Source organism: Microbacterium schleiferi (assembly GCF_038150145.1).
Lineage (GTDB): Bacteria > Actinomycetota > Actinomycetes > Actinomycetales > Microbacteriaceae > Microbacterium > Microbacterium schleiferi_B.
Map to the genome: position 1 here is coordinate 182,489 of NZ_JBBWSA010000001.1, position 21,410 is coordinate 203,898.

Consider the following 21,410-nt stretch of genomic DNA (forward strand, 5'->3'; position numbering starts at 1 on the left):
CGGCCCGACCTGTCTCCTAGGATCGGCATCATGAAGCTCGAACTCCGCGGGATCACCAAGCGGTTCGGCAGCCTCGTCGCTAACGACCACATCGATCTCGTGGTCGAACCCGGAGAGATTCACTGTCTCCTCGGCGAGAACGGCGCCGGCAAGTCAACGCTGATGAACGTTCTCTACGGTCTGTACCAGGCCGACGAGGGCACGATCCTCCTCGACGATCACGTCCAGAACTTTCACGGTCCCGGCGACGCCATGCGCGCGGGCATCGGCATGGTGCACCAGCACTTCATGCTGATCCCGGTGTTCACCGTCGCCGAGAACGTGATGCTCGGTCACGAATCCACCAAAGCTGGAGGGTTCCTCGACCTGAATGCGGCCCGGCAGCGCGTCCGGGAGATCTCGGAGCGGTTCGGGTTCGACGTCGACCCCGACGCGCTCGTCGAGGAGCTGCCGGTCGGGGTGCAGCAGCGCGTCGAGATCATCAAGGCGCTCTCGCGGGACGCGAAGGTCCTCGTCTTCGATGAGCCGACCGCCGTGCTCACGCCGCAAGAGACCGACGAGCTCATGGCGATCATGCGCCAGCTCAAGGACGCCGGCGCCTCCATCGTCTTCATCACCCACAAGCTTCGCGAAGTCCGCGAAGTGGCTGACCGCATCACCGTCATCCGCCTCGGCAAGGTCGTCGGCGAAGCATCGCCCGAGTCGTCGAACGCCGAGCTCGCGTCGATGATGGTCGGCCGGGCCGTCGAACTCACGGTCCACAAAGATCCGCCGCAGCTGCGCGATTCCGCTCTTGTGGTCTCGCACCTGTCGGTGCTCGATCCGACCGGTCATCCGCTCGTCGATGACGTCAGTTTCGAGGTCCGCGGTGGCGAGATCCTCGCGGTCGCGGGTGTGCAAGGCAATGGGCAGACCGAGCTCACGGAGGCGCTGGTCGGCCTCCAGGAGATTGTGCGCGGCTCTGCCACGCTCAACGGAACCGAGCTCATCGGCCGGAGCGTCCGCGGCATCCTGGACACCGGGGTCGGGTTCGTGCCGGAGGACCGCAAGGAAGATGGCCTCGTCGGCCCGTTCACGATCGCCGAAAACCTCATGCTCGATCGCGCTCACGGTGCCCCGTTCGTGAAGGCGGGCACGGTGCAGCGCGCCGCACTGGCAGCGTTCGCGCAGGAGAAGTTCGAGGAGTTCGACGTCCGCGCACAGGGCGTAGATACTCCCGTCGGTACCCTCTCGGGTGGCAATCAGCAGAAGGTCGTGCTCGCTCGTGAGCTCAGTCGCGAGCTGTCGCTGCTGGTCGCCGCGCAACCGACGCGCGGCGTGGATGTCGGTTCCATCGAGTTCATCCACAAGCGTGTCGTGCAGACGCGGGATGCCGGCATACCGGTGGTCGTCGTCTCCACGGAACTGGACGAAGTCGTCGCCCTCGCGGACCGGATCATGGTGATGTACCGCGGGCGCATCGTCGGGATCGTTCCGGGAGACACGCCGCGCGAGGTCCTGGGCCTCATGATGGCCGGAGAGACCCCGAGCACGGAAGGAGCTGCCGCATGAGCACCACGGCATCCGAGCCCACGCGCAGCTCGAAGCCCGGCCTCGAAGAGGTCCCGCCCCCCGGAAAGTGGCACGAGACCTTCCGCCGCATCACCCAGGGCAACGCGATCATCTCCGTGCTCGCTGTGCTCCTGGCCCTGATCGTCGGCGGCATCATGATCGCGTTCACCGACGAAGACGTGCAGGCGGCATCCGCCTACTTCTTCGCACGCCCGATGGACACCATTGCCGCCGTGTGGGATGCCGTCAGCGGCGCCTACATCGCCCTCTTCCAGGGGGCGATCTACAACTTCAATGCGCCCACCTTCGAGCGAGCCATCAAGCCCATCACCGAGACGCTCACCTTCGCGACGCCGCTGATCGCAGCAGGCCTCGGTGTCGCGCTCGCATTCCGCATCGGCATGTTCAACATCGGTGGTCGCGGTCAGATGCTGATGGCCTCGGCGGCGGCGGGATGGGTCGCGTTCTCGCTCGACCTGCCCTGGGGCATCCACATGGTCGTCGCCCTCATCGCGGGCCTCATCGCCGGCGCCTTGTGGGCTGGGATCGCCGGCCTGCTGAAGGCGCGCACCGGTGCGCACGAGGTGATCGTGACGATCATGCTCAACTACATCGCGTTCTACCTGATCTCGTGGATGCTGCGTACCCCTGGCCTGCTGCAGGCCCCGGGATCAAGCAACCCCAAGACGCCAGCGATGAAAGACACCGCGGTGTTCCCCGACCTTCTCGGTCCCTCCTACAACCTGCACTTCGGCTTCATCCTCGTGATCGGTGCGACGGTGCTGGTGTGGTGGATCCTGTCGCGCTCAAGCCTCGGCTTCCAGTTCCGCGCCGTGGGTGAGAATCCCAACGCGGCGCGGGTGGCCGGTATCAAGGTTTCGAGCATGTATGTCTACGGCATGCTGATCTCCGGTGCGCTCATCGGTCTCGCCGGTGTCAACCAGGTGCTGGGAACCGTGACGACCGGCTTCTCGGCCGACATCGACGCAGGCATCGGATTCGACGCCATCACGGTTGCGCTGCTGGGACGTTCCACTCCCTGGGGAACGTTCGCGGCCGGCATCCTGTTCGGCGCTTTCAAGGCCGGCGGGTACTCGATGCAAGCCGCCGAGCAGATTCCGGTCGAGATCGTCACTGTCGTCCAGGCGCTCATCGTGCTGTTCATTGCGGCGCCGCCGCTGGTGCGTACGATCTTCTTCCTGCCCTCGCCCGAGCGCGACCGCCGCAAGCGCGAGAAGGCACGGCAGAAGCAGCTGAAAGCGCAAGCCCGCACTGAAGGGGGTGCCGCGTGAGCACGACTGCATCCCCCACGGGCGAAGGGACCGTACCCATCGCCCCCCTGGCAACCGCCCAGCCGGAGAAGATCCGCAGCTGGAAGGTTCCGATCGCTCTCACGATCTTCACCGCGCTCTTCGCCATCCTGCTGCTGGCCGCGCCGCGGGAGGGAGCGACGACTTTCCGGCTGTCCACGCCCACCGATGCGATTCAGCTTCCCGAGCTCGTTGTGCCCGTCATGGCGACGGCCTGGATCTGTGTCGTCCTGCTCGTGCTGCTGACTGTCGCATCCGTGTTCTTCGTCCGTTCGTACGCGCGCTCGCCGCTGTGGATCGTGATCGTGTACATCCTTGCGATCGTCGTCGGCTTCCTGACCTGGGCCGCAGCGGGCGCTGCCATTCCCGTGGCGGGGCTCCTCGCGGGGTCTCTCGGACTTGCCGTTCCGCTGATCTACGGCGCGCTGGGCGGCGTGATCGGCGAGCGTGCCGGTGTCGTGAACATCGCGATCGAGGGTCAGCTGCTGGCTGGCGCGTTCACGGCAGCCGTCGTCGCCTCGGCAACCCGCCAGCCTCTCCTCGGGCTTCTTGCAGCCATGGTCGCGGGCATGCTCGTCGCCTTCATCCTCGCCGCGTTCGCCATCAAGTACCTCGTCGAACAGGTCATCGTCGGTGTCGTGCTGAACGTCCTCGTGATCGGGCTGACGAGCTTCCTGTACTCGCAGGTGCTGCAGCCCAACGGGGCAACCCTCAACAGCCCGCCGCGGTTCGACCGGATGCCGATTCCGTTCCTTGCCGACATCCCGGTCATCGGCCCGGTGCTGTTCAACCAGACGATCATCGTTTACCTCATGTACATCGCCGTGGCGGCGGTCTACGTCGGCATGTTCCACACCCGCTGGGGCCTGCGCCTGCGCGCCGTCGGCGAGCACCCGCAGGCCGCTGACACCGTCGGCATCAAGGTCAACGCGACCCGGTTCTGGAACGTGTTGCTCGCCGGCGCCATCGCGGGCCTGGGCGGCACCGTGTTCACGATCGGCAACGGCATCGCCTTCAACAAGGAGATGACGGCAGGAGCGGGCTTCATCGCGCTCGCAGCCGTGATCTTCGGCCAATGGGACCCGATCAAGGCGACCCTCGCGGCGTTGCTGTTCGGGTTCGCGTCGAGCCTGCAGAACACCCTGAGCATCGTCGGTTCCCCGGTGCCGAGCGAGTTCATGCTCATGTTGCCGTACGTCGTCACGATCTTCGTGGTTGCCGGCGTCGTCGGACGCTCGCGGGCGCCTGCAGCCGACGGAAAGCCGTATATCAAGGAATGACGGAATCAGCGCCCTCGCCACCAGCGGGGGCGCTGAAACCTGCGTGAACCGGGAGGATCCGCATGACAGACATCGATTGGAACGGGCTGCGCGCCGAGGCGATCTCGGCCATGCGTCACGCCTACGCCCCCTACTCGAACTATTCGGTCGGCGCCGCCGCGCTCGTCGACGACGGACGCATCGTGGTCGGATGCAACGTCGAGAATGCCTCGTACGGTGTCGGACTGTGTGCTGAGTGCGGACTCGTCTCGGCGTTGCACATGAGCGGTGGCGGCAGACTAACCGCGTTCGTGTGCGTCAACGGGCAGGAGCAGATCATCATGCCGTGCGGCCGGTGCCGCCAGCTCCTCTACGAACACTCCGCGCCCGGGATGCTGCTGCACACCGTCTCCGGCATCCGCACGATCGATGAGGTGTTGCCGGATGCCTTCGGGCCCCGCGACCTCGAGGAGGCACGCGCGTGACCGAGGCATCGATCGAGCCGTTCGACGCCGTCGACGTCATCCGTATCAAGCGAGACGGTGGTGCCGTTCCCGAAGCGGAATTGCGCTGGATGGTCGACGCCTACACACGCGGATATGTTGCCGATGCGCAGATGGCGGCGTTTGCGATGGCGACCCTGCTCAACGGCATGCAGCGCGACGAGATCCGGGTCATGACCGATGCGATGATCGCCTCGGGGGAGCGGATGAGCTTCACGGGACTCGGCAAGCCCACCGTCGACAAGCACTCCACGGGCGGGGTGGGAGACAAGATCACGCTGCCGCTCGCGCCGTTGGTGGCGTCCTTCGGCGTCGCCGTGCCGCAGCTGTCGGGACGAGGCCTCGGACACACCGGGGGAACCCTCGACAAGCTCGAGTCGATCCCGGGCTGGCGCGCGGCGCTCTCGAACGCCGAGATGACCGCGCAGCTGCGGGATGTGGGCGCCGTGATCTGCGCCGCCGGCTCCGGCCTTGCCCCCGCCGACAAGAAGCTCTATGCGCTGCGCGATGTGACCGGCACCGTCGAAGCAATCCCTCTCATCGCCTCGAGCATCATGTCCAAGAAGATCGCCGAGGGCACGGATTCGTTGGTGCTGGACGTCAAGTTCGGGTCGGGCGCTTTCATGCGTGACGTTGACCGGGCCCGCGAGCTCGCCCGCACGATGGTCGCTCTCGGGACCGACTCCGGGGTTGCCACGACAGCGCTACTGACCAATATGGACACGCCGCTGGGACGTGCGATCGGCAATGCCAACGAGGTCCGGGAGTCCGTCGAGGTGCTTGCCGGCGGTGGGCCCGCCGACGTCGTGGAACTCACGATCGCCCTTGCGCGGGAGATGCTGGCTCTGGCCGGACAGCCCGACGCCGATGTCGAGGCGGCGCTGGCCGACGGACGCGCCATGGACTCCTGGCGCGCGATGATCCTCGCGCAGGGCGGGGACCCGGATGCCGAGCTGCCCGTCGCTCGCGAGACCCACACCGTGACCGCGCCTCGCGCGGGGATCGTGACCCGCATGGAGGCCCTGCCGTTCGGAATCGCCGCGTGGCGGCTGGGTGCCGGTCGGGCGCGTGCCGAAGACCCCGTCATCCATGCCGCGGGTATCGATCTTCACGTCAAGCCCGGCGACGCGGTTGCCGCCGGCGCCCCGCTGTTCACGCTGTCGGCGCAGGATGCCGCGCGGTTCCCGCGAGCGCTGGACGCGCTCGAGAACGCGTGGGAGATTGGGGAGGCCGAGGTCTCGCGCACACCCATCGTTCTCGAACGCATCACCGCCTGAGCATCCTTCGTTCTTCCCGCGCCCGCCATCCCCACACTCAGGAGCCCCCATGTCGATCGATCAGCACGGTGACCACGTCTTGCAAGGGATGTCGATCCGCAAGCTCCCCAAGGTGTCGCTGCACGACCACCTCGACGGCGGTGTGCGCCCGGCGACGATCCTCGAGCTTGCCGACCAGGTCGGGCTCGATGTCCCCGAGGACACTGCTGACGATCTTGCCGACTGGATCGCCGAGCGCTCGGACTCCGGATCGCTCGTCGAGTACCTCAAGACCTTCGACCTCACGGTCGGGGTCATGCAGACTCGCGAGGGGCTCACGCGCGTCGCCCGCGAGTTCGTCGAGGATCTTGCCGCCGACGGCGTGATCTACGGCGAGGTGCGGTGGGCGCCCGAGCAGCACCTGTCGGGCGGACTGTCGCTCGAGGAGGTCGTCGAGGCCGTGCAGGACGGCATCGAGGAGGGTGAGGATGCCGCAGAACAGGCCGGTCACGACATCCGTGTCGGGCAACTGATCACCGCGATGCGGCACACCGACCGGTCCCTGGAGATCGCGCGGCTGGCCGTTCAGTGGCGTGAGCGCGGGGCCGTCGGGTTCGACATCGCGGGCCCCGAAGACGGATTCCTTCCCTCACGCCACCGCGAGGCCTTCGACTACCTCGCGGGGGAGTTCTTTCCCGTCACGGTTCACGCGGGTGAGGCTGCCGGATTGGACTCGATCCGCTCGGCTCTTCTGGATGGGCGGGCGCTGCGCCTCGGCCACGGTGTGCGGATCGCGGAAGACCTCGATGTCGTCTCCCGCGCGGGTGACGAGGTGCTGGTGCAGTTCGGTGACCTTGCTCGCTGGGTACGTGACCGCGAGATCCCGCTTGAGCTCTCGCCGAGCTCTAACTTGCAGACCGGAGCGATCGAAAAGTGGGGCGAGGAGCTCGCCGACCACCCCTTCGACCTGCTCTATCAGCTCGGCTTCTCGGTGACGGTCAATGTTGACAACCGCACCATGAGCCGCACGTCGCTGACCCGCGAGCTGGCCCTCCTGGCTGACGCTTTCGAGTATGACCTCGACGACCTCGAGGTCTTCCAGCTCAACGCCGCGGCGGGTGCCTTCTTGCCGGTCGAGGAGCGCGAGGAACTCATCGAACTCATCGGCGAGGGCTTCGACCGCTAGACCCGTCCTGGCGCCCGCGTGGGCGGGTCAGCCGGCGACCTGCGTCTGGAAGAAGTGGTCGATCTCGGAGGTGATGGTCTCGGTCATGTCGGCATCGGAGATGGTCGGTGTGCCGTCGCCCGGCTGCAGGCCGTAGTCGCCGAAGGACGAGTGCGCCGCGCCCGCGATCTCGACCATGTCGGCATTCGCAGGCAGCAGCGGCCGGGCATCCGCGATCTTCTCGGGAGTCGAGAGGCCGTCGAGTTCGCCGGCCAGGCTGAGCACCGGCAACCCCGACGCGCTGAGGTCGTTCGCGCAGTATGACGCGAACAGAATCAGCGCCTCGGCATCCTGCGTCCCACGGGTCAACCTTCGCACCCGGGATGAAGACGAGACCGTCGCCGGTCGCGCCCTCGGCGGGGGAGAGCACGATGGCTGCCGAATCATGCGTGATCGAGATCGCGGGATTAGCCTGCACGGCAGCAAGCGGCTCGGGCTCTGCTGCCATGACGCCCACCTGCGAGTAGATGACGATCCCCACAAAGGCGACGATCAACAGGATGCCGAGACTTGCCCCTATCCATCCAACGATCCGTACCGCGCGCGAGCGGCGTCGTCGCGGGGGCGGGGCAGAGTCGGCATCCACACTGTGAGCGTAGTGAACCGGAGAGGGATCAGCCGTCGATGACCGCGGCCAATTCGTCGAGGAAACCGGCGAGATCCGTCGACCGGCGGACGATGCGCTGCACGCTCTCACGCTCGGAGAACACCTCGACGAACTGCTCGAAGACCGTTTGGAACGCGGCGCGGTCGGACTCCGAGAACGCCACCAGCGCGACAACCTGAACGCGCGAGTCACCCCAGGCGATCGAGCTCTCGGAGACCCCGACCGAGATCGCCGTTCGCGTTGCCGTCATCCCGATCGCGTGAGGAACGGCGAGAGCATCCGTGAACGCCGTCGACGAGAGCTGCTCGCGGTGGATGGCGCGCTCGATGTAGTCCTGGTCGATGACGCCCTCCGCGACCAGGGGTGCGCCCAGCAGCCGGATCGCGTCTTCCTCGCTGCCTGCCGCGGCAAGCTCCCGGCTGAACGCGCCGGCCACGAAGTAGCGTGCGAGGTCCGCGCGCAGCCGCGCCAGGCGCCGCCCGCGACGGATGCGGCTCGCAGCCCCCTGCACGCGATCGACATCGCTCTCGGTGAGAAACGGCTGCACCCTGACGATCCGCTCCGACGGCGTCGGCGGGTCGATCGTCGAGAGCACGAGGTCGGTGTGGATCGCATCCCAGTCGGGGTCGGCGCGGGTGTCGACGCCGATGACCTCGATCGCGCGGCCGAGAGAGCGGTCCACGCTCGAACGCAGCAGTTCATGTAGCTCGTAGTACCCGGGACAGACGATGGTCGCGGTCAGCAGCTGTTCGCTGCGGCGGCTGCGCTCCAGCCGTCCACCGACGTGCATCGCGATGTAGGCGATCTCGTCATCGAGCAGCGGAATGCCGAGACGCTCGTGGAGTTGACCCGCGATGAAGACGGCGACCTCGAACACCATCGGGTAGCTCGTCTTCAGCGACCGGGTGAGCGGGTTTCGAGACCATGCCTGGGCGGCAGCGCGCTGCCGGAGGTTCTGCACGTGAAGCGAGAGCCGCACGACGAAATCCTCGTGCGCGATGTCGACGAGAAACTCGGATGCCGCGTCCTGGACGATCTCGCGAACGACCTGTTCGAGGTGGGGGTCGAGGTTCTCCCGCGCCCGCTCGCTCGGCGCTGCGGCGCCCGGAGCGACCACTCGCGTGAGGACGAGGATCGCCAGATGGTCCAGGTCGCCGTGTCCGAGCTCGACCCCGATGTGTTCACGCACAAGGGCATCAAGAACCTCTGCGACGGCGCGACGATCCTCCGAGATCGGTGAGCCGGTAGTCGCCTCGAGCGAGCGGCCCTGCGAGGCCCGGTCGGCGGTGATGGCGATGTGCATCAGCACGTCGGCGATGCCGAACTCGTTGACGTAGTACCCGAGCTCACCCATGCGGGCGACAAGCGCGGGCTTGAACGGCCCGAACACATTGGCGCCCATGGAGGATCCGCCGAGGGATCGGCGCAGCGCATCGAAGTCGAACGCGCCGGCTTCCATCTCGTCGTGCGCGAGCGAACTCAGCAGTCGCCGCTGCGCGACTTCCGTACCGCGAAGACGCGCGATCGAAGCCGACCGTTCGAGAGTGATGCCGGTGCCCCCGAGCAGGCTCCGCACTCGGCCCAGATCTGCCTCGAGTGTCGCGGGGCTCACATGCAGCTCGTCGGCGGTCTCGAACACGTCGATACCGGCCGGATCGTTCAGGAGCGCTCGGACGAGCGTGTGGAGCCGGTCTCGCGGCGTCCCGGCGTCAGCTGCCGCCGACGCGCGGAGTGCTGCTGCGGCGTCGACGCCGGCGCGATACCCGGACGGGCCCGACTCGATCGCGGCGCCCGATGGGACGCGCGCGTTGACGGCGGTGACATACGAACGGATGCTGCGCGGGGTCACACCGAGGGCGTCGGCGAGGGTCGCGGCAGTGACCCACTCGCCCTCCCGGACGAGCAGGCTCAGCATCCGGTCTTGTCGTGGTCGTGTCACCGAACTCCTCGCGCGAGGTCGCACCAGGCGCGTCCTCGACCGTGTCAGTCAATCATGACGAGCGCTCGCGCAGTGCTCCGGGGGCGGAAACGCTCTTCCGCCCCCGCGGAAAAAGGACTGGTTGTTGCCTCTCAGCGTTCTCACAAGAATCGATCCGAAGGAGGCGGGTCGATGAGGATCCTCGTGGTATGCGGCGCAGGTGCGTCCAGCACATTCGTCGCACAGCGGCTCAGAAGCGCCGCCGTGCGAAGCGGCGTACCCCTTGAGGTTGCTGCGGGAACCGAGGACACCCTCGCGGGTCTCACTGAACCCGTGGACATCGTGCTTGTGGGCCCTCATCTCGAATCCGCGTTCGATCGGGTCCGCGCCGTCGCGAGCGTCGCGGGGTCGATCGCGGTGCTTCTTCCGTCCGATGCCTTTGAAGACCGCGATGGTTCGCGGATTCTTCAGCTCCTCACCGCGGCTCGCGCCGCATCCGCCACCGAATAGCCAGTTCCAGGGAGGGAACCATGTCTGAGATCACCCGCACCGTCCGCATCGGCTCGTCACACGGCCTGCACGCACGCCCCGCAAAGCTGTTCGCCCAGGCCGCGAAGGATGCCGGCATTCCGATCACGATCGCGAAGGATGCCGGGGCTCCGGTGAACGCGGCGAGCATCCTCGGTGTCATCTCGCTCGGCGTCGAGCACGGCGACTACGTCACGCTGACCGCCGACGGTGACGGCGCGGAGGCGATTCTGGACACACTCGCGGAACTGCTCACCACCGACCACGACGCCGCCTGATCATGGCGCAGTTGCGAGGAGTCGGCATCGGCCTGGGCGTTGCCCAGGGCCCCGTCGCACGGATGGCGGAACCCCTGCCCGCACCCGATGACACCCCGAGCGCCATCGGGGTCGACGAGGAGCGCTCCCGGGTCCAGGAGGCGCTCGCGGCTGTCGCGCGGGAGCTCGAGAAGCGCGGAGAGCAGGCGGGGGGAGCGGCTCAGGAGGTGCTCGAGGCGCAGGCCATGATGGCCGAGGACCCGACGCTCACCGATGAGGTCGATGCGTCGCTCGCGCAGGGCAAGACCGCCGAGCGTGCCGTGCACGAGGCGTTCGCGTCCTTCCGCGCTCAGCTCGAAGCTGTCGGCGGCTACCTCGGCGAGCGTGCCGCTGACCTCGACGATGTCGCGCAGCGTGTGATCGCTCGGCTGCAGGGTGTTCCCGCCCCCGGAGTTCCCGAGCCGGGGCATCCGTTCGTTCTCGTCGCCAAAGACCTTGCTCCAGCCGACACCGCCCTGCTCGACCTCGATCAGGTCTTGGCGCTGGTGACCACGGAGGGCGGCCCGACCTCGCACACCGCGATCCTCGCGCGCGAGAAGGGCATCGTGGCGGTCGTGGGTGTTGCGGGCGCCGCCGACCTGGTCGACGGCGAGACCGTGATCGTGGATGCCGCGGCCGGCGCCGTCACGACTGAACCGACAACCGACGAATTGACTCGGGCCGAGAACCGGGCGAACGCGCGGGCGGCAGCAGCGGGTGCCCCGATCACCGCTGGAGCTCTTGCCGACGGCACGCCGGTGCCACTTCTGGCGAACCTCGGAAACCCGGCTGGGGCTGCCGAAGCCGTCGCGCTCGGGGCCGAGGGTGTGGGCCTGTTCCGCACGGAGTTCCTCTTCCTCTCCGCCAGCTCGGCGCCCACTATCGAGCAGCAGCGTGCCTCGTACGCCGAGCTCCTCGCGGCGTTTGCTGGCAAGAAGGTCGTGGTTCGCGTCCTGGATGCCGGAGCCGACAAGCCCCTGCCCTTCCTCAACGACGCCCACGAAGAGAATCCCGCGCTGGGCCTGCGCGGCCTGCGGGCCCTCCGTGCCAGCGAAGACATCCTGCGCGAACAGCTCACCGCGCTCGCCGAGGCTGACGGGCAGACCAAGAAGGACGGCTCCGGGGCCGACCTGTGGGTCATGGCTCCCATGGTCTCGACCGTTGATGAGGCTGAGTACTTCACCACGATCGCGCGGGAGTACGGCATCCGCACCGCCGGGGTCATGGTCGAGGTTCCCTCCTCGGCACTCCTAGCCGAGCACATCTTCGCGCACGCGGACTTCGCCTCCATCGGGACGAACGACCTGACGCAGTACACCTTGGCCGCCGATCGCCTGCTCGGTTCGGTCGCGGGTTACCAGGATCCGTGGCATCCGGCGGTCCTGCGCCTCATCCGCGAGGTCGGCGCAGCCGGCGCGCGGACAGGCAAGCCCGTCGGCATCTGCGGCGAAGCGGCAGCCGACCCGCTGCTGGCCGTCGTGCTCGTCGGGCTCGGAGCCACCTCGCTCTCGATGGCGCCCACGGCGCTCGCCGACGTGCGCGCGACCCTGCTCACCTACTCCCTCGACGATGCCCGGCGCATCGCCGAGGCCGCGATGGCCGCAACGGATGCGGCAACCGCACGGGAGGCGGCACACGCAGCCTCCGACTCACAGAAAGAGAGAATGCAATGACAACGACGTCGCCTGGAGTGGCGAAGCAGGGAGGCGCCCGAGTCGCAGTTCAGCGATTCGGTACCTTCCTCTCCGGCATGATCATGCCGAACATCCCCGCGCTCATCGCGTGGGGTATCTTCACCGCGTTCTTCATCGGTGTCGGCTGGACGCCGAACGCGGATCTCGCGACCATCGTGGGTCCCTTCATCCACTACCTGTTGCCGATTCTGATCGCCTACACCGGCGGAACCATGGTGTACGGCGTCCGTGGGGGCGTCGTCGGTTCCATCGCGACGATGGGTGCGATCGCGGGCTCCGACCTGCTGATCGCGAACTTCAATGCGGCGCTCCCCGAGGGGGCTGATCAGCTCGGCCAGATCCACATGTTCATCGGTGCGATGATTCTTGGTCCTCTCGCAGCTTGGACCATGAAGCTGCTCGACAGCCTGTGGGAAGGCAAGGTCCGCGCTGGCTTCGAGATGCTCGTGAACATGTTCTCGGCGGGAATCTGGGGCTTCGTCATGGCGGTCGTGGGGTTCTACCCGATCGCCTGGCTGGTGAACGGGATCATGCAGGTGCTCGGCAACGCCGTGAACTGGCTGGTCGACATGAACCTGCTGCCGCTGACGAGCATCATCATCGAGCCGGCGAAGGTGTTCTTCCTCAACAACGCCATCAACCACGGCGTGCTGACCCCCCTGGGTCTGTCGGAAGCAGCCGAGAGTGGATCGTCGATCCTGTTCCTGCTCGAGGCCAACCCCGGCCCCGGCGTCGGACTGCTGCTTGCCTTCACATTCTTCGGTCTCGGCGCAGCTCGCGCGTCGGCCCCGGGTGCTGCGATCATCCAGTTCTTCGGCGGTATCCACGAGGTGTACTTCCCGTACGCGCTCATGAAGCCTGCCCTGATCCTCGGTCTGATCGCCGGTGGCATGACCGGGGTCACGACCAACATGCTGCTCGGTGGCGCCCTGCGCGCACCGGCGGCGCCGGGAAGCATCATCGCCGTGATGCTTCAGACTGCTCCCGGGGCGTACTTCGCCGTCATCCTGTCTGTCGTTCTTTCGGCGGCCGTGACCTTCCTGGTCTCGGCTCTGATTCTGCGGGCCTCGCGCAAGCGTGATCTGCAGGCTATGGCAGACACCGACGACGCGTTCGGTGCCGCGATCACGCAGAGCGAGAACGCCAAGGGCAAGGAGTCGGCTTACCTCCAGGGTCTGCGTTCCGAGCGCGCCGGAGCGGCGACCGCCCAGAAAGAGATCAAGAACATCGTGTTCGCGTGCGATGCCGGCATGGGCTCGTCCGCGATGGGCGCGAGCGTGCTGCGCAACAAGATCACGAAGGCGGGGATCACCGATGTCACGGTCACCAACAAGGCGATCGCGAATCTGGATGCTTCCGCCGACCTGGTGATCACGCAGAACCAGCTCACCGACCGGGCCCGGCAGAAGACTCCGGATGCCGTACATGTGTCGGTCGACAACTTCATGAACTCGCCGAAGTACGACGAGGTTGTGGAGCTGGTCCGCGACCAGCACCAGGATGGTGCATAACCGATGAGTCGGTGCGGGGCGGCGCAGGCCGCCCCGCACCCTCGTCCTTCGTCTCGTCACCCGTATGCGACGAGACGGCAATTTTCCCGGGGAGGAAGGTTTCATTATGACCAGTGAGGTTCTCACGAGCGACCGCGTGCGGATTCATGCGGGCTCGGCAACGCGGGACGAAGCGATCCGGGAGGCGGCAGATCTTCTGGTCGCTGCCGGAGCAGTGACCTCGGCGTATTACGACGCGATGCTTGCCCGCGAGCAGACCGTCTCGACCTACATGGGCAATGAGCTTGCGATCCCGCACGGCACGAACGACGCCAAGGACGCCATCCTCGCGTCGGCCCTGTCCGTCGTCAGGTACGACGGCGGCGTCGACTGGGACGGCGAAACCGTGACCTTCGTCGTCGGTATCGCCGGTGTCGGCGATGAGCACCTCGAGATCCTGTCGCAGATCGCGATCCTGTTCTCCGACGAGGATGACGTCGCAAGACTAAAGGCTGCCGCGACAAGCGACGACCTGTTCGCCATCGTCTCCGCCGCCGGCGTCTGAGGAGGAGGCAGTCATGAAGGCCGTCCACTTCGGCGCGGGCAACATCGGACGCGGCTTCGTCGGGCTGCTCCTCCACGAGGGCGGCTACGAGCTTGTGTTCTCGGATGTCGCGGCGCCCCTGGTCGATGCGATCAACGCGGCATCCTCGTATACCGTCCACGAGGTCGGCGAGGGTGGTGTCGACAAGACGGTGACGGGGTTTCGGGCGATCAACTCCGCCACCGACCCCGATGCTCTCGTGGCTGAGATCGCGACGGCCGACGTGGTAACGACCGCTGTGGGTCCGACTGTCCTTCGATTCGTCGCCCCGCACATCGCCGCAGGGCTCGCCGCGCGGGAGGCCTCGCAGGCGGCGCTCCACGTGATGGCGTGTGAGAATGCCATCAACGCAACCGACCTGCTGCGGGATGAGGTCGCCGCAGCCGCGGGGGAGAGCTGGACTGACCTCCAGGCCCGGGCCGTCTTCGCGAACACCGCCGTCGACCGAATCGTGCCGGCGCAGCCTGAGGGTGCCGGGGTGGATGTCACCGTTGAGCCCTTCTTCGAATGGGCCATCGAGCGGCCGCCGTTCGGCGACGACCCGCCGCAGATTCCCGGCGCCCACTTCGTCGACGACCTCGCGCCCTACATCGAGCGCAAGCTCTTCACCGTCAACACCGGGCACGCCGCAGCCGCGTACCTCGGCGCTCGCGCCGGGCACGTGACGATCGCGCAGACTCTCGCCGACCCAGCGATCGCAGGTCAGGTGATCGCGGCCCTCGAAGAGACCTCGGCGCTTCTGACGGCCAAGCACGAACTGCCCGTCGAAGAGCTCGCCGACTATCGGGCGACGATCCTGCGGCGATTCCAGAACCCTGCGCTGCCCGACACCGTCGGTCGGGTCGGGCGCCAGCCGCTGCGCAAGCTGTCGCGGCACGAGCGATTCATCGGCCCTGCCGCTGAGGCCGCGGAGCGGGGGATGTCGGTGTCGGGACTGCTCGCGGCTGTCGGTGCTGCCCTGGAGTTCGACGACCCCGACGACCCGCAGTCCCAGGAGCTGCAGCAGCTGCTTCGCGATACGGATGCCGCCGCCGCCGTGACTCGGATCGCGGGCCTGACACCCCAGCATCCGCTGTTCGTCGACCTTCTCGAGGTCGTCCACGCCCGCCAGCGCCAGCTGTGAGCCGCAGCCAACTCCTCAACATCGCCGGCAAACCGCGCGTTCGCGGCGCCGCGGCTGCGCCCCGGACCCGGATTCGAGGAGTTGGCTGCGGCCCCGTCAGCTGACGGCGGCGAGCAAGTCGCGCGCGCCGGCGGCCAGATCGGTCAGGCGGGTGGATGCCGCGTCGGCCGTCTCTGCGCGAACATCGAGATACACCTTGAGCTTGGGCTCGGTGCCGCTGGGCCGGATGATGATGCGAGACCCGTCTTCGAGCCATAGGCGGAGCACGTCGCCGGGCGGAAGGCCGTCGACCCCGTGCAGCAGGTCGTCAATGCGCGCCACCGTCACGCCGCCAATCGCCGCCGGGGGAGCTGCCCGAAGCGCCGACATCATCCGGCCGATCAGCGACAGATCGCTCACCCGCAGCGAGATCTGGTCGCTGGCGAACGCGCCGAATGTCTCGTCGAACTCGGCCAACAGGTCACCGACCGTGCGACCGGATGCTCGCGCTTCGGCGATCATCCCCAGCATCGCGACCGCCGCCGAAATCCCGTCCTTGTCGCGTACGGTCTCGGGGTTCACGAGGTAGCCGAGAGCCTCCTCGAACCCGTAGATCATTCCCGGGGCACGGGAGATCCACTTGAACCCGGTGAGGGTTGCCGCAAAGCCCAGCCCGTAGTGCTCGGCGACGGCAGCGAGGCCTGGTGAAGACACCAGGGAGCAGGCGAGGGTTGCACCGGATGCCGCATCCGCCGCCCGCGCCGCGCGCCACCCGAGGAGCAGCCCGATCTGGTTCCCGGTCAGGCGCCGCCACTCCTCCGGCGCGGCCGGGTCGGGCACCGCAACGGCGAGTCGATCAGCATCTGGGTCGTTGGCGAGGATGAACTCCGCCCCGACCTGCCGAGCCGTCTCGAAGGCAAGGTCCATCGCCCCGGGCTCTTCGGGGTTTGGGAACGACACGGTCGGGAACCGCCCGTCGGGCTCGATCTGGGCGGTCACCGGCGTCGGCGCCGGATACCCGGCAGCGTCGAGGATGCGGGCGAGCGTCTCCCACCCGACGCCGTGCATGGCGGTGTAGACCCACCGCATCCCGTCCGCTCCGGGACCTGCGGGAGCGACCGCCGCTGTAGCCTTGACGTAGGCGTCGACAACGGACTCCGGCGCGATCTCGTACCCCGAGCCGCGCGGCAGATCACGGATGTCGTCACCAGCCACCGCGTCGATGTGAGCCGCGATCTCGGCATCCGCTGGCGACACGATCTGCGACCCGGCGTCAGCGCCGCCGAGATACACCTTGTAGCCATTGTCGTCGGGCGGATTGTGCGATGCCGTCACCATGACACCGGCTGCGGCATCCAGGTGGCGTACGGCGAACGCGAGCACGGGAGTCGGGAGCAGCCGGGGCAGCAGCACGGCCTCGAACCCCGCTCCCGCGAAGATCTCCGCCGAGTCCCGAGCGAAGACATCGGAGTTCCGACGTCCGTCATACCCGATGACCACGCGAGGGGTGGCGTCAGCCCCTGCTCGCTCGCGCAGATACGCGGCAAGACCCGCCGCGGCCTGTGTCACGAGGACCCGGTTCATCCGGTTCGATCCGGCTCCCAGCGCGCCCCGAAGCCCCGCGGTTCCAAACGCGAGGCGAGTGCCAAAGCGATCGTCGAGCTCGCCCAGCGCAGCGGCGTCACCGGCATCCGCTGCTTCCAACAGCGCGGCGAGTTCTTCCCGCGTGACCGGATCGGGATCTTGCTCGAGCCAGGCCCGGGCTGTGTCGATCAGCGCCATCACAGCTCGCCGATGACGCGCGCCAGCAGCGCCGAAATCACCGGCTCGGCTTCTTTGCCGGCCTCGATCACTTCTTGATGGCTGAGCGGGGTCGTCTGGATGCCGGCAGCCATGTTCGTGATGAGCGAGAACCCGAGGATCTCCATGCCGGCTTGGCGCGCGGCGATGGCCTCGAGGGCGGTCGACATCCCGACGATGTGTCCGCCGATGGTCTTTGCCATCCGGACCTCGGCCGGAGTTTCGTACTGGGGGCCGCGGAACTGGCAGTACACGCCCTCATCGAGGGTCGGATCCACCATCCGGGCAACGTCTCGCAGTCGCAGCGAGTAGAGGTCGGTTAGGTCGATAAAGGTCGCGCCCTCGAGGGGGGACGCGCCAGTGAGGTTGATGTGGTCGCTGATGAGCACGGGCTGACCCGGCTTCCACGACGGCTTGATGCCGCCAGCGCCGTTGGTGAGCACCATCGTCTTCGCGCCTGTCGCCGCTGCGGTGCGCACACTGTGCACGACGCGGCGCGGCCCGTGACCCTCGTAGTAGTGGGTGCGCGCGCCGATGACGAGCACGTGCTTGCCCTGGGGGGTTCGGATGCTGCGCAGCGACCCCACGTGCCCTTCCAATGCCGGCTTGCTGAAGCCCGTGACATCCGTCGCCGCAATCGTCGCGACGGTCTCGCCGAGGAGGTCGGCTGCCTTCCCCCAGCCGCTTCCCAGGGTCAGTGCGATGTCATGATGCTCGACACCAGTGAGACGAGCGATATCGGATGCAGCGGTGCGCGCGACCTCGAAGGGGTCGGCGTGAGGATCATCGAGCGGGTTGCTCAGCGTGTCTGACATGCTCCCACTCTAGGAACCTTGCGCTGGCGTGAACAACGGGGGCCGTGCTGAAACAATGGACGCATGTCTTTGAGCTTCGAGCGCACCCAATCCGTCGCGATCATCGGCGGGGGCCCCGGCGGATACGAGGCGGCGCTCGCGGCAGCGCAACTCGGGGCGGATGTCACGCTCGTCGAGCGGGCCGGCGTCGGCGGATCCGCGGTCATCACTGACGTTGTGCCGTCCAAGACACTTATCGCGACGGCCGACGCAGCTGTCGCTATCGCCGGCGCCGGCGAGCTGGGTGTGCAGCTGTTCGCCAAGGGTGGGGACGGGCGTCCGCTCAAGCCCGAGATCGCGATCAACCTCGCGCAGGTGAACAAGCGGCTCCTCGCCCTGGCGCGCCAGCAGTCCGAAGACATGCGTGCGTCTTTGCTGCAGGCGGGGGTCACGATCCTCGAGGGGCACGGTCGCGTCGAGGATGACAACGCTGTCGTCGTCTCGACGGGCCCCGGCGGCACGGACTTCGACCGCGTCGAAGCCGACACCCTTGTGATCTCGGTGGGCGCCTCACCGCGGGAGCTTGCCAGCGCCAAGCCCGACGGCGAACGCATCCTGACCTGGACGCAGCTCTACGACATGAAGACGCTGCCCGAGCACCTCATCGTCGTCGGCTCGGGTGTGACCGGTGCAGAATTCGCCTCGGCGTACATGAACCTGGGTTCCAAGGTCACTCTCATCTCGAGTCGTGATCAGGTTCTGCCGGGTGAAGACAAGGATGCCGCTGCCGTCATCGAGAGCGTCTTCTTGCGCGGTGGTATGACGCTTCTTCCCAAGTCGCGAGCCAAGTCCGTGGTGCGCGAAGGCGACGGTGTGGTCGTGACCCTCTCGGACGGCACCCGCGTCGAGGGGAGCCACTGCCTGATGGCTGTCGGCTCAATTCCGAACACCGCGGGCATCGGTCTCGAACAGGCCGGTGTGCAGCTGACCCAGAGCGGGCACATCCGCGTCAACCGAGTGGCACGAACCTCCGTCCCGAACATCTACGCCGCCGGCGACTGCACGAACTTCTTCCCCCTGGCATCCGTTGCGGCTATGCAGGGGCGCACGGCCGTCTTCCACGCGTTCGGTGATGTCGTCATCCCGCTCGAGAAGCGCCGTATCACCGCCAACATCTTCACGGCGCCCGAGATCGCAACCGTCGGGTGGGGTGAGGAAGACATCGCCGCAGGCCTTATTGGCGGTGTCGTCCACAAGCTGCCCCTGTCGTCGAACCCCCGGGCGAAGATGATGGGGATCTCGGATGGCTTCGTTAAGCTCATCGCCCGCGAGGGCAGCGGCACGGTCGTGGGCGGCGTCATTGTCGGGCCCCGTGCGTCCGAGCTCATCTATCCGATCGCGATCGCCGTCGAGCGTCGCCTCACGGTCGACCAGGTCTCCCGGGTGTTCGCGGTGTACCCGTCGCTGGCCGGCACCATCACGGACGCCGCGCGCGCAATGCACATCGTCGACCGCGACGAGCCCGAAGAATAGGTCGCTCTTCCGTTTCGGTCGCGTCGTCGTGCGGATGGGTCCGGTCTGACCCCACAGATCGGCGCGACTGAGATTCGGCACTCTTCCGTTTCGGTCGCGTCGTCGTGCGGATGATTGCGCGCGCACCTCGCAGGTAGGCGCGACTGAACGGGACGCGGAGGCCGTCTCAGGAGATGGTGAGCAGGGGATGCCCCGCCGACACCGTCGCACCGGGCGTGGCATTGATCGCGCCGATGACGCCATCCTTGTGCGCCTGAATCGGCTGTTCCATCTTCATCGCCTCGAGAACGAGCACCAGGTCACCCTTGACGACCTGCTGGCCGTCCTCGACGGCGATCTTCACGACCGTCGCCTGCATCGGCGCCATCACCGCGTCGCCCGAGGCGCCTGACACGGCGCTGCCAGCGTGCGAGCGGCGCGACGGCGGCACAACAGCGGGACGCCCGCGGCCGGCAGGTGCCGTCACGACGCGGTCGGGCAGACTCACCTCGAGGCGCTTTCCGGCGACCTCGACGACCACGGTGTGGCGGGACTCCTCCGCGCGCGGTGCGCCGAGCTCGCCATCCCAGGCCGGGATGTCATTGTCGAAAGCGGTTTCGATCCAGCTTGTGTAGACCCCGAACTGACCGTTCTCGGCCGTGAAGGCGGGGTCGCGCACGACCTTGCGATGGAAGGGCAGCACTGTCGGCATCCCGGCCACTTCGAACTCGTCGAGTGCCCGCCGAGCGCGGTCCAGCGCCTCGGCGCGATCACGGCCGGTCACAATGATCTTGGCCAGCAGCGAGTCGAACGCACCGCTGACGGAGTCGCCCGCTGTCACACCCGAGTCGAGGCGGATGCCGGGACCACCGAAGGTCTTGAAGACGTGGATGTCGCCGGGCTGGGGCAGGAAGTTCCGGCCCGGGTCTTCGCCGTTGATGCGGAACTCGATGGAATGGCCGACTGCTTCGGGGTCGTCGTAGCCGAGCGCTTCTCCCTCGGCGAGGCGGAACTGCTCGCGGACGAGATCGATCCCCGTGACCTCCTCCGAGACGGGGTGCTCGACCTGCAGGCGCGTGTTCACCTCCAGGAACGAGATCGTGCCGTCGGCCCCGATGAGGAACTCACACGTGCCGGCGCCGAGGTAACCGACCTCGCGCAGGATCGCCTTGGACGATCCGACGAGGATGCGGTGCTGTTCGTCGCTCAGGAACGGTGCCGGTGCCTCTTCGACAAGCTTTTGATGGCGTCGCTGCAGCGAGCAGTCACGGGTGGAGATGACCACAACCGTGCCCTCGGCATCCGCGAGGCACTGGGTTTCGACGTGACGAGGTCGGTCAAGGTACTTCTCCACGAAGCACTCGCCGCGCCCGAAGGCTGCAATTGCCTCCCGCGTTGCTGACTCGAAGAGCTCGGCAACCTCGTCGCGAGAGCGGGCGACCTTCAGGCCGCGCCCGCCGCCGCCGTACGCTGCCTTGATCGCGATCGGCAACCCGTGGGTATCGACGAACGCGAGAACCTCGTCGGCGCCAGAGACGGGGCCGGGGGTCCCGGGGGCGAGCGGCGCGCCCACCTTCTCGGCGACGTGGCGCGCGGTGACCTTGTCGCCGAGTGCTTCGATCGCTTCCGGGGAAGGGCCGATCCAGGTGAGGCCGGCGGCGATTACGGCGCGCGCGAACTCGGCGTTTTCGGCCAGAAAGCCGTAGCCAGGGTGAACCGCGTCGGCACCCGAGCGCCGGGCGATCGAAAGGATCTTGTCGATCGAGAGGTAGGTGTCGGCGCTCGTTACGCCCTCTAGGGCGTACGCTTCGTCGGCGAGGCGGACGTGCAGAGCGTCGCGATCCTGGTCGGCGTACACCGCCACCGAGCCCTTGCCGGCGTCCCGTGCTGCGCGGATGATGCGGACGGCGATCTCGCCGCGGTTCGCTACGAGGACCTTGGCGATGTGAGGCATGGATGTC

General features: G+C 67.4%; 18 protein-coding genes. 13 read left to right on the top strand and 5 right to left on the bottom strand.

Going from position 1 to position 21,410, the window contains the following annotated elements; translation table 11 throughout:
- Nucleotides 1-30 precede the first annotated feature (30 nt).
- The 6 genes from AADH62_RS00785 (at nucleotide 31) to AADH62_RS00810 (ending at nucleotide 7,065) form a co-directional block, all read left to right on the top strand.
- A complete protein-coding gene (locus AADH62_RS00785; protein WP_341577834.1) occupies nucleotides 31-1,551 on the top strand; it encodes an ABC transporter ATP-binding protein in 1,521 nt (506 codons plus the stop codon).
- The gene (locus AADH62_RS00790; RefSeq protein WP_341577835.1) at nucleotides 1,548-2,843 is read left to right on the top strand and encodes an ABC transporter permease; all 1,296 of its coding nucleotides are present in this window, start codon (nucleotides 1,548-1,550) and stop codon (nucleotides 2,841-2,843) included. Before AADH62_RS00785 ends, AADH62_RS00790 begins: the two co-directional genes overlap by 4 nt.
- Nucleotides 2,840-4,141, top strand: coding sequence for an ABC transporter permease (locus tag AADH62_RS00795; RefSeq protein ID WP_425355628.1), 1,302 nt, complete (start codon nucleotides 2,840-2,842; stop codon nucleotides 4,139-4,141). The genes AADH62_RS00790 and AADH62_RS00795 overlap by 4 nt, the downstream gene beginning before the upstream one ends.
- Before the next feature lie 62 nt (nucleotides 4,142-4,203).
- Complete coding sequence (locus AADH62_RS00800; protein WP_341577836.1) at nucleotides 4,204-4,605, top strand: cytidine deaminase; 402 nt, start codon at nucleotides 4,204-4,206, stop codon at nucleotides 4,603-4,605.
- Nucleotides 4,602-5,900 carry a thymidine phosphorylase gene (locus tag AADH62_RS00805; RefSeq protein WP_341577837.1) on the top strand — a complete coding sequence of 433 codons (1,299 nt, stop codon included), beginning with the start codon at nucleotides 4,602-4,604 and terminating at the stop codon, nucleotides 5,898-5,900. Before AADH62_RS00800 ends, AADH62_RS00805 begins: the two co-directional genes overlap by 4 nt.
- Before the next feature lie 49 nt (nucleotides 5,901-5,949).
- A complete protein-coding gene (locus AADH62_RS00810) occupies nucleotides 5,950-7,065 on the top strand; it encodes an adenosine deaminase (RefSeq protein WP_341577838.1) in 1,116 nt (371 codons plus the stop codon).
- A 27-nt stretch (nucleotides 7,066-7,092) separates the two neighbouring features.
- On the opposite strand, the gene AADH62_RS00815 is transcribed toward AADH62_RS00810, so the two are convergent.
- A complete protein-coding gene (locus AADH62_RS00815) occupies nucleotides 7,093-7,413 on the bottom strand; it encodes an alpha/beta hydrolase (protein ID WP_341577839.1) in 321 nt (106 codons plus the stop codon).
- 305 nt (nucleotides 7,414-7,718) lie between these two features.
- Nucleotides 7,719-9,626 (bottom strand): BglG family transcription antiterminator, encoded by a 1,908-nt coding sequence (locus AADH62_RS00820; protein WP_341578012.1) that lies wholly within the window; start codon nucleotides 9,624-9,626, stop codon nucleotides 7,719-7,721.
- A gap of 195 nt (nucleotides 9,627-9,821) precedes the next feature.
- On the opposite strand from AADH62_RS00820, the gene AADH62_RS00825 reads away from it, so the two are divergent.
- The 6 genes from AADH62_RS00825 (at nucleotide 9,822) to AADH62_RS00850 (ending at nucleotide 15,364) form a co-directional block, all read left to right on the top strand.
- The gene (locus AADH62_RS00825; RefSeq protein WP_341577840.1) at nucleotides 9,822-10,139 is read left to right on the top strand and encodes a PTS sugar transporter; all 318 of its coding nucleotides are present in this window, start codon (nucleotides 9,822-9,824) and stop codon (nucleotides 10,137-10,139) included.
- 20 nt (nucleotides 10,140-10,159) lie between these two features.
- A complete protein-coding gene (locus tag AADH62_RS00830) occupies nucleotides 10,160-10,435 on the top strand; it encodes an HPr family phosphocarrier protein (RefSeq protein ID WP_341577841.1) in 276 nt (91 codons plus the stop codon).
- Between the two features lie 2 nt (nucleotides 10,436-10,437).
- The gene (gene ptsP, locus AADH62_RS00835) at nucleotides 10,438-12,126 is read left to right on the top strand and encodes a phosphoenolpyruvate--protein phosphotransferase (RefSeq protein ID WP_341577842.1); all 1,689 of its coding nucleotides are present in this window, start codon (nucleotides 10,438-10,440) and stop codon (nucleotides 12,124-12,126) included.
- The gene (locus AADH62_RS00840; RefSeq protein ID WP_341577843.1) at nucleotides 12,123-13,658 is read left to right on the top strand and encodes a PTS mannitol transporter subunit IICB; all 1,536 of its coding nucleotides are present in this window, start codon (nucleotides 12,123-12,125) and stop codon (nucleotides 13,656-13,658) included. Before ptsP ends, AADH62_RS00840 begins: the two co-directional genes overlap by 4 nt.
- A gap of 106 nt (nucleotides 13,659-13,764) precedes the next feature.
- Entirely contained in the window at nucleotides 13,765-14,202 is a 438-nt protein-coding gene (locus AADH62_RS00845) for a PTS sugar transporter subunit IIA (RefSeq protein WP_228177532.1), read from the top strand.
- Nucleotides 14,203-14,215: 13 nt separating this feature from the next.
- Nucleotides 14,216-15,364: a mannitol-1-phosphate 5-dehydrogenase gene (locus AADH62_RS00850; RefSeq protein WP_341577844.1), complete on the top strand. Its 1,149-nt coding sequence runs from the start codon at nucleotides 14,216-14,218 to the stop codon at nucleotides 15,362-15,364.
- 96 nt (nucleotides 15,365-15,460) lie between these two features.
- Here the strand turns inward: AADH62_RS00850 and AADH62_RS00855 are convergent, their stop codons facing one another.
- Nucleotides 15,461-17,125: a phospho-sugar mutase gene (locus AADH62_RS00855; RefSeq protein WP_341577845.1), complete on the bottom strand. Its 1,665-nt coding sequence runs from the start codon at nucleotides 17,123-17,125 to the stop codon at nucleotides 15,461-15,463.
- The gene (locus AADH62_RS00860) at nucleotides 17,125-17,958 is read right to left on the bottom strand and encodes a purine-nucleoside phosphorylase (RefSeq protein WP_341577846.1); all 834 of its coding nucleotides are present in this window, start codon (nucleotides 17,956-17,958) and stop codon (nucleotides 17,125-17,127) included. Before AADH62_RS00860 ends, AADH62_RS00855 begins: the two co-directional genes overlap by 1 nt.
- Before the next feature lie 63 nt (nucleotides 17,959-18,021).
- Between AADH62_RS00860 and AADH62_RS00865 the strand changes: the two genes are divergently transcribed.
- On the top strand, nucleotides 18,022-19,470 hold the full coding sequence (locus AADH62_RS00865; RefSeq protein WP_341577847.1) for an NAD(P)H-quinone dehydrogenase: 1,449 nt from the start codon (nucleotides 18,022-18,024) through the stop codon (nucleotides 19,468-19,470).
- Nucleotides 19,471-19,636: 166 nt separating this feature from the next.
- Here the strand turns inward: AADH62_RS00865 and AADH62_RS00870 are convergent, their stop codons facing one another.
- Nucleotides 19,637-21,403 (bottom strand): acetyl/propionyl/methylcrotonyl-CoA carboxylase subunit alpha, encoded by a 1,767-nt coding sequence (locus tag AADH62_RS00870; protein WP_341577848.1) that lies wholly within the window; start codon nucleotides 21,401-21,403, stop codon nucleotides 19,637-19,639.
- Between the last annotated feature and the right edge of the window lie 7 nt (nucleotides 21,404-21,410).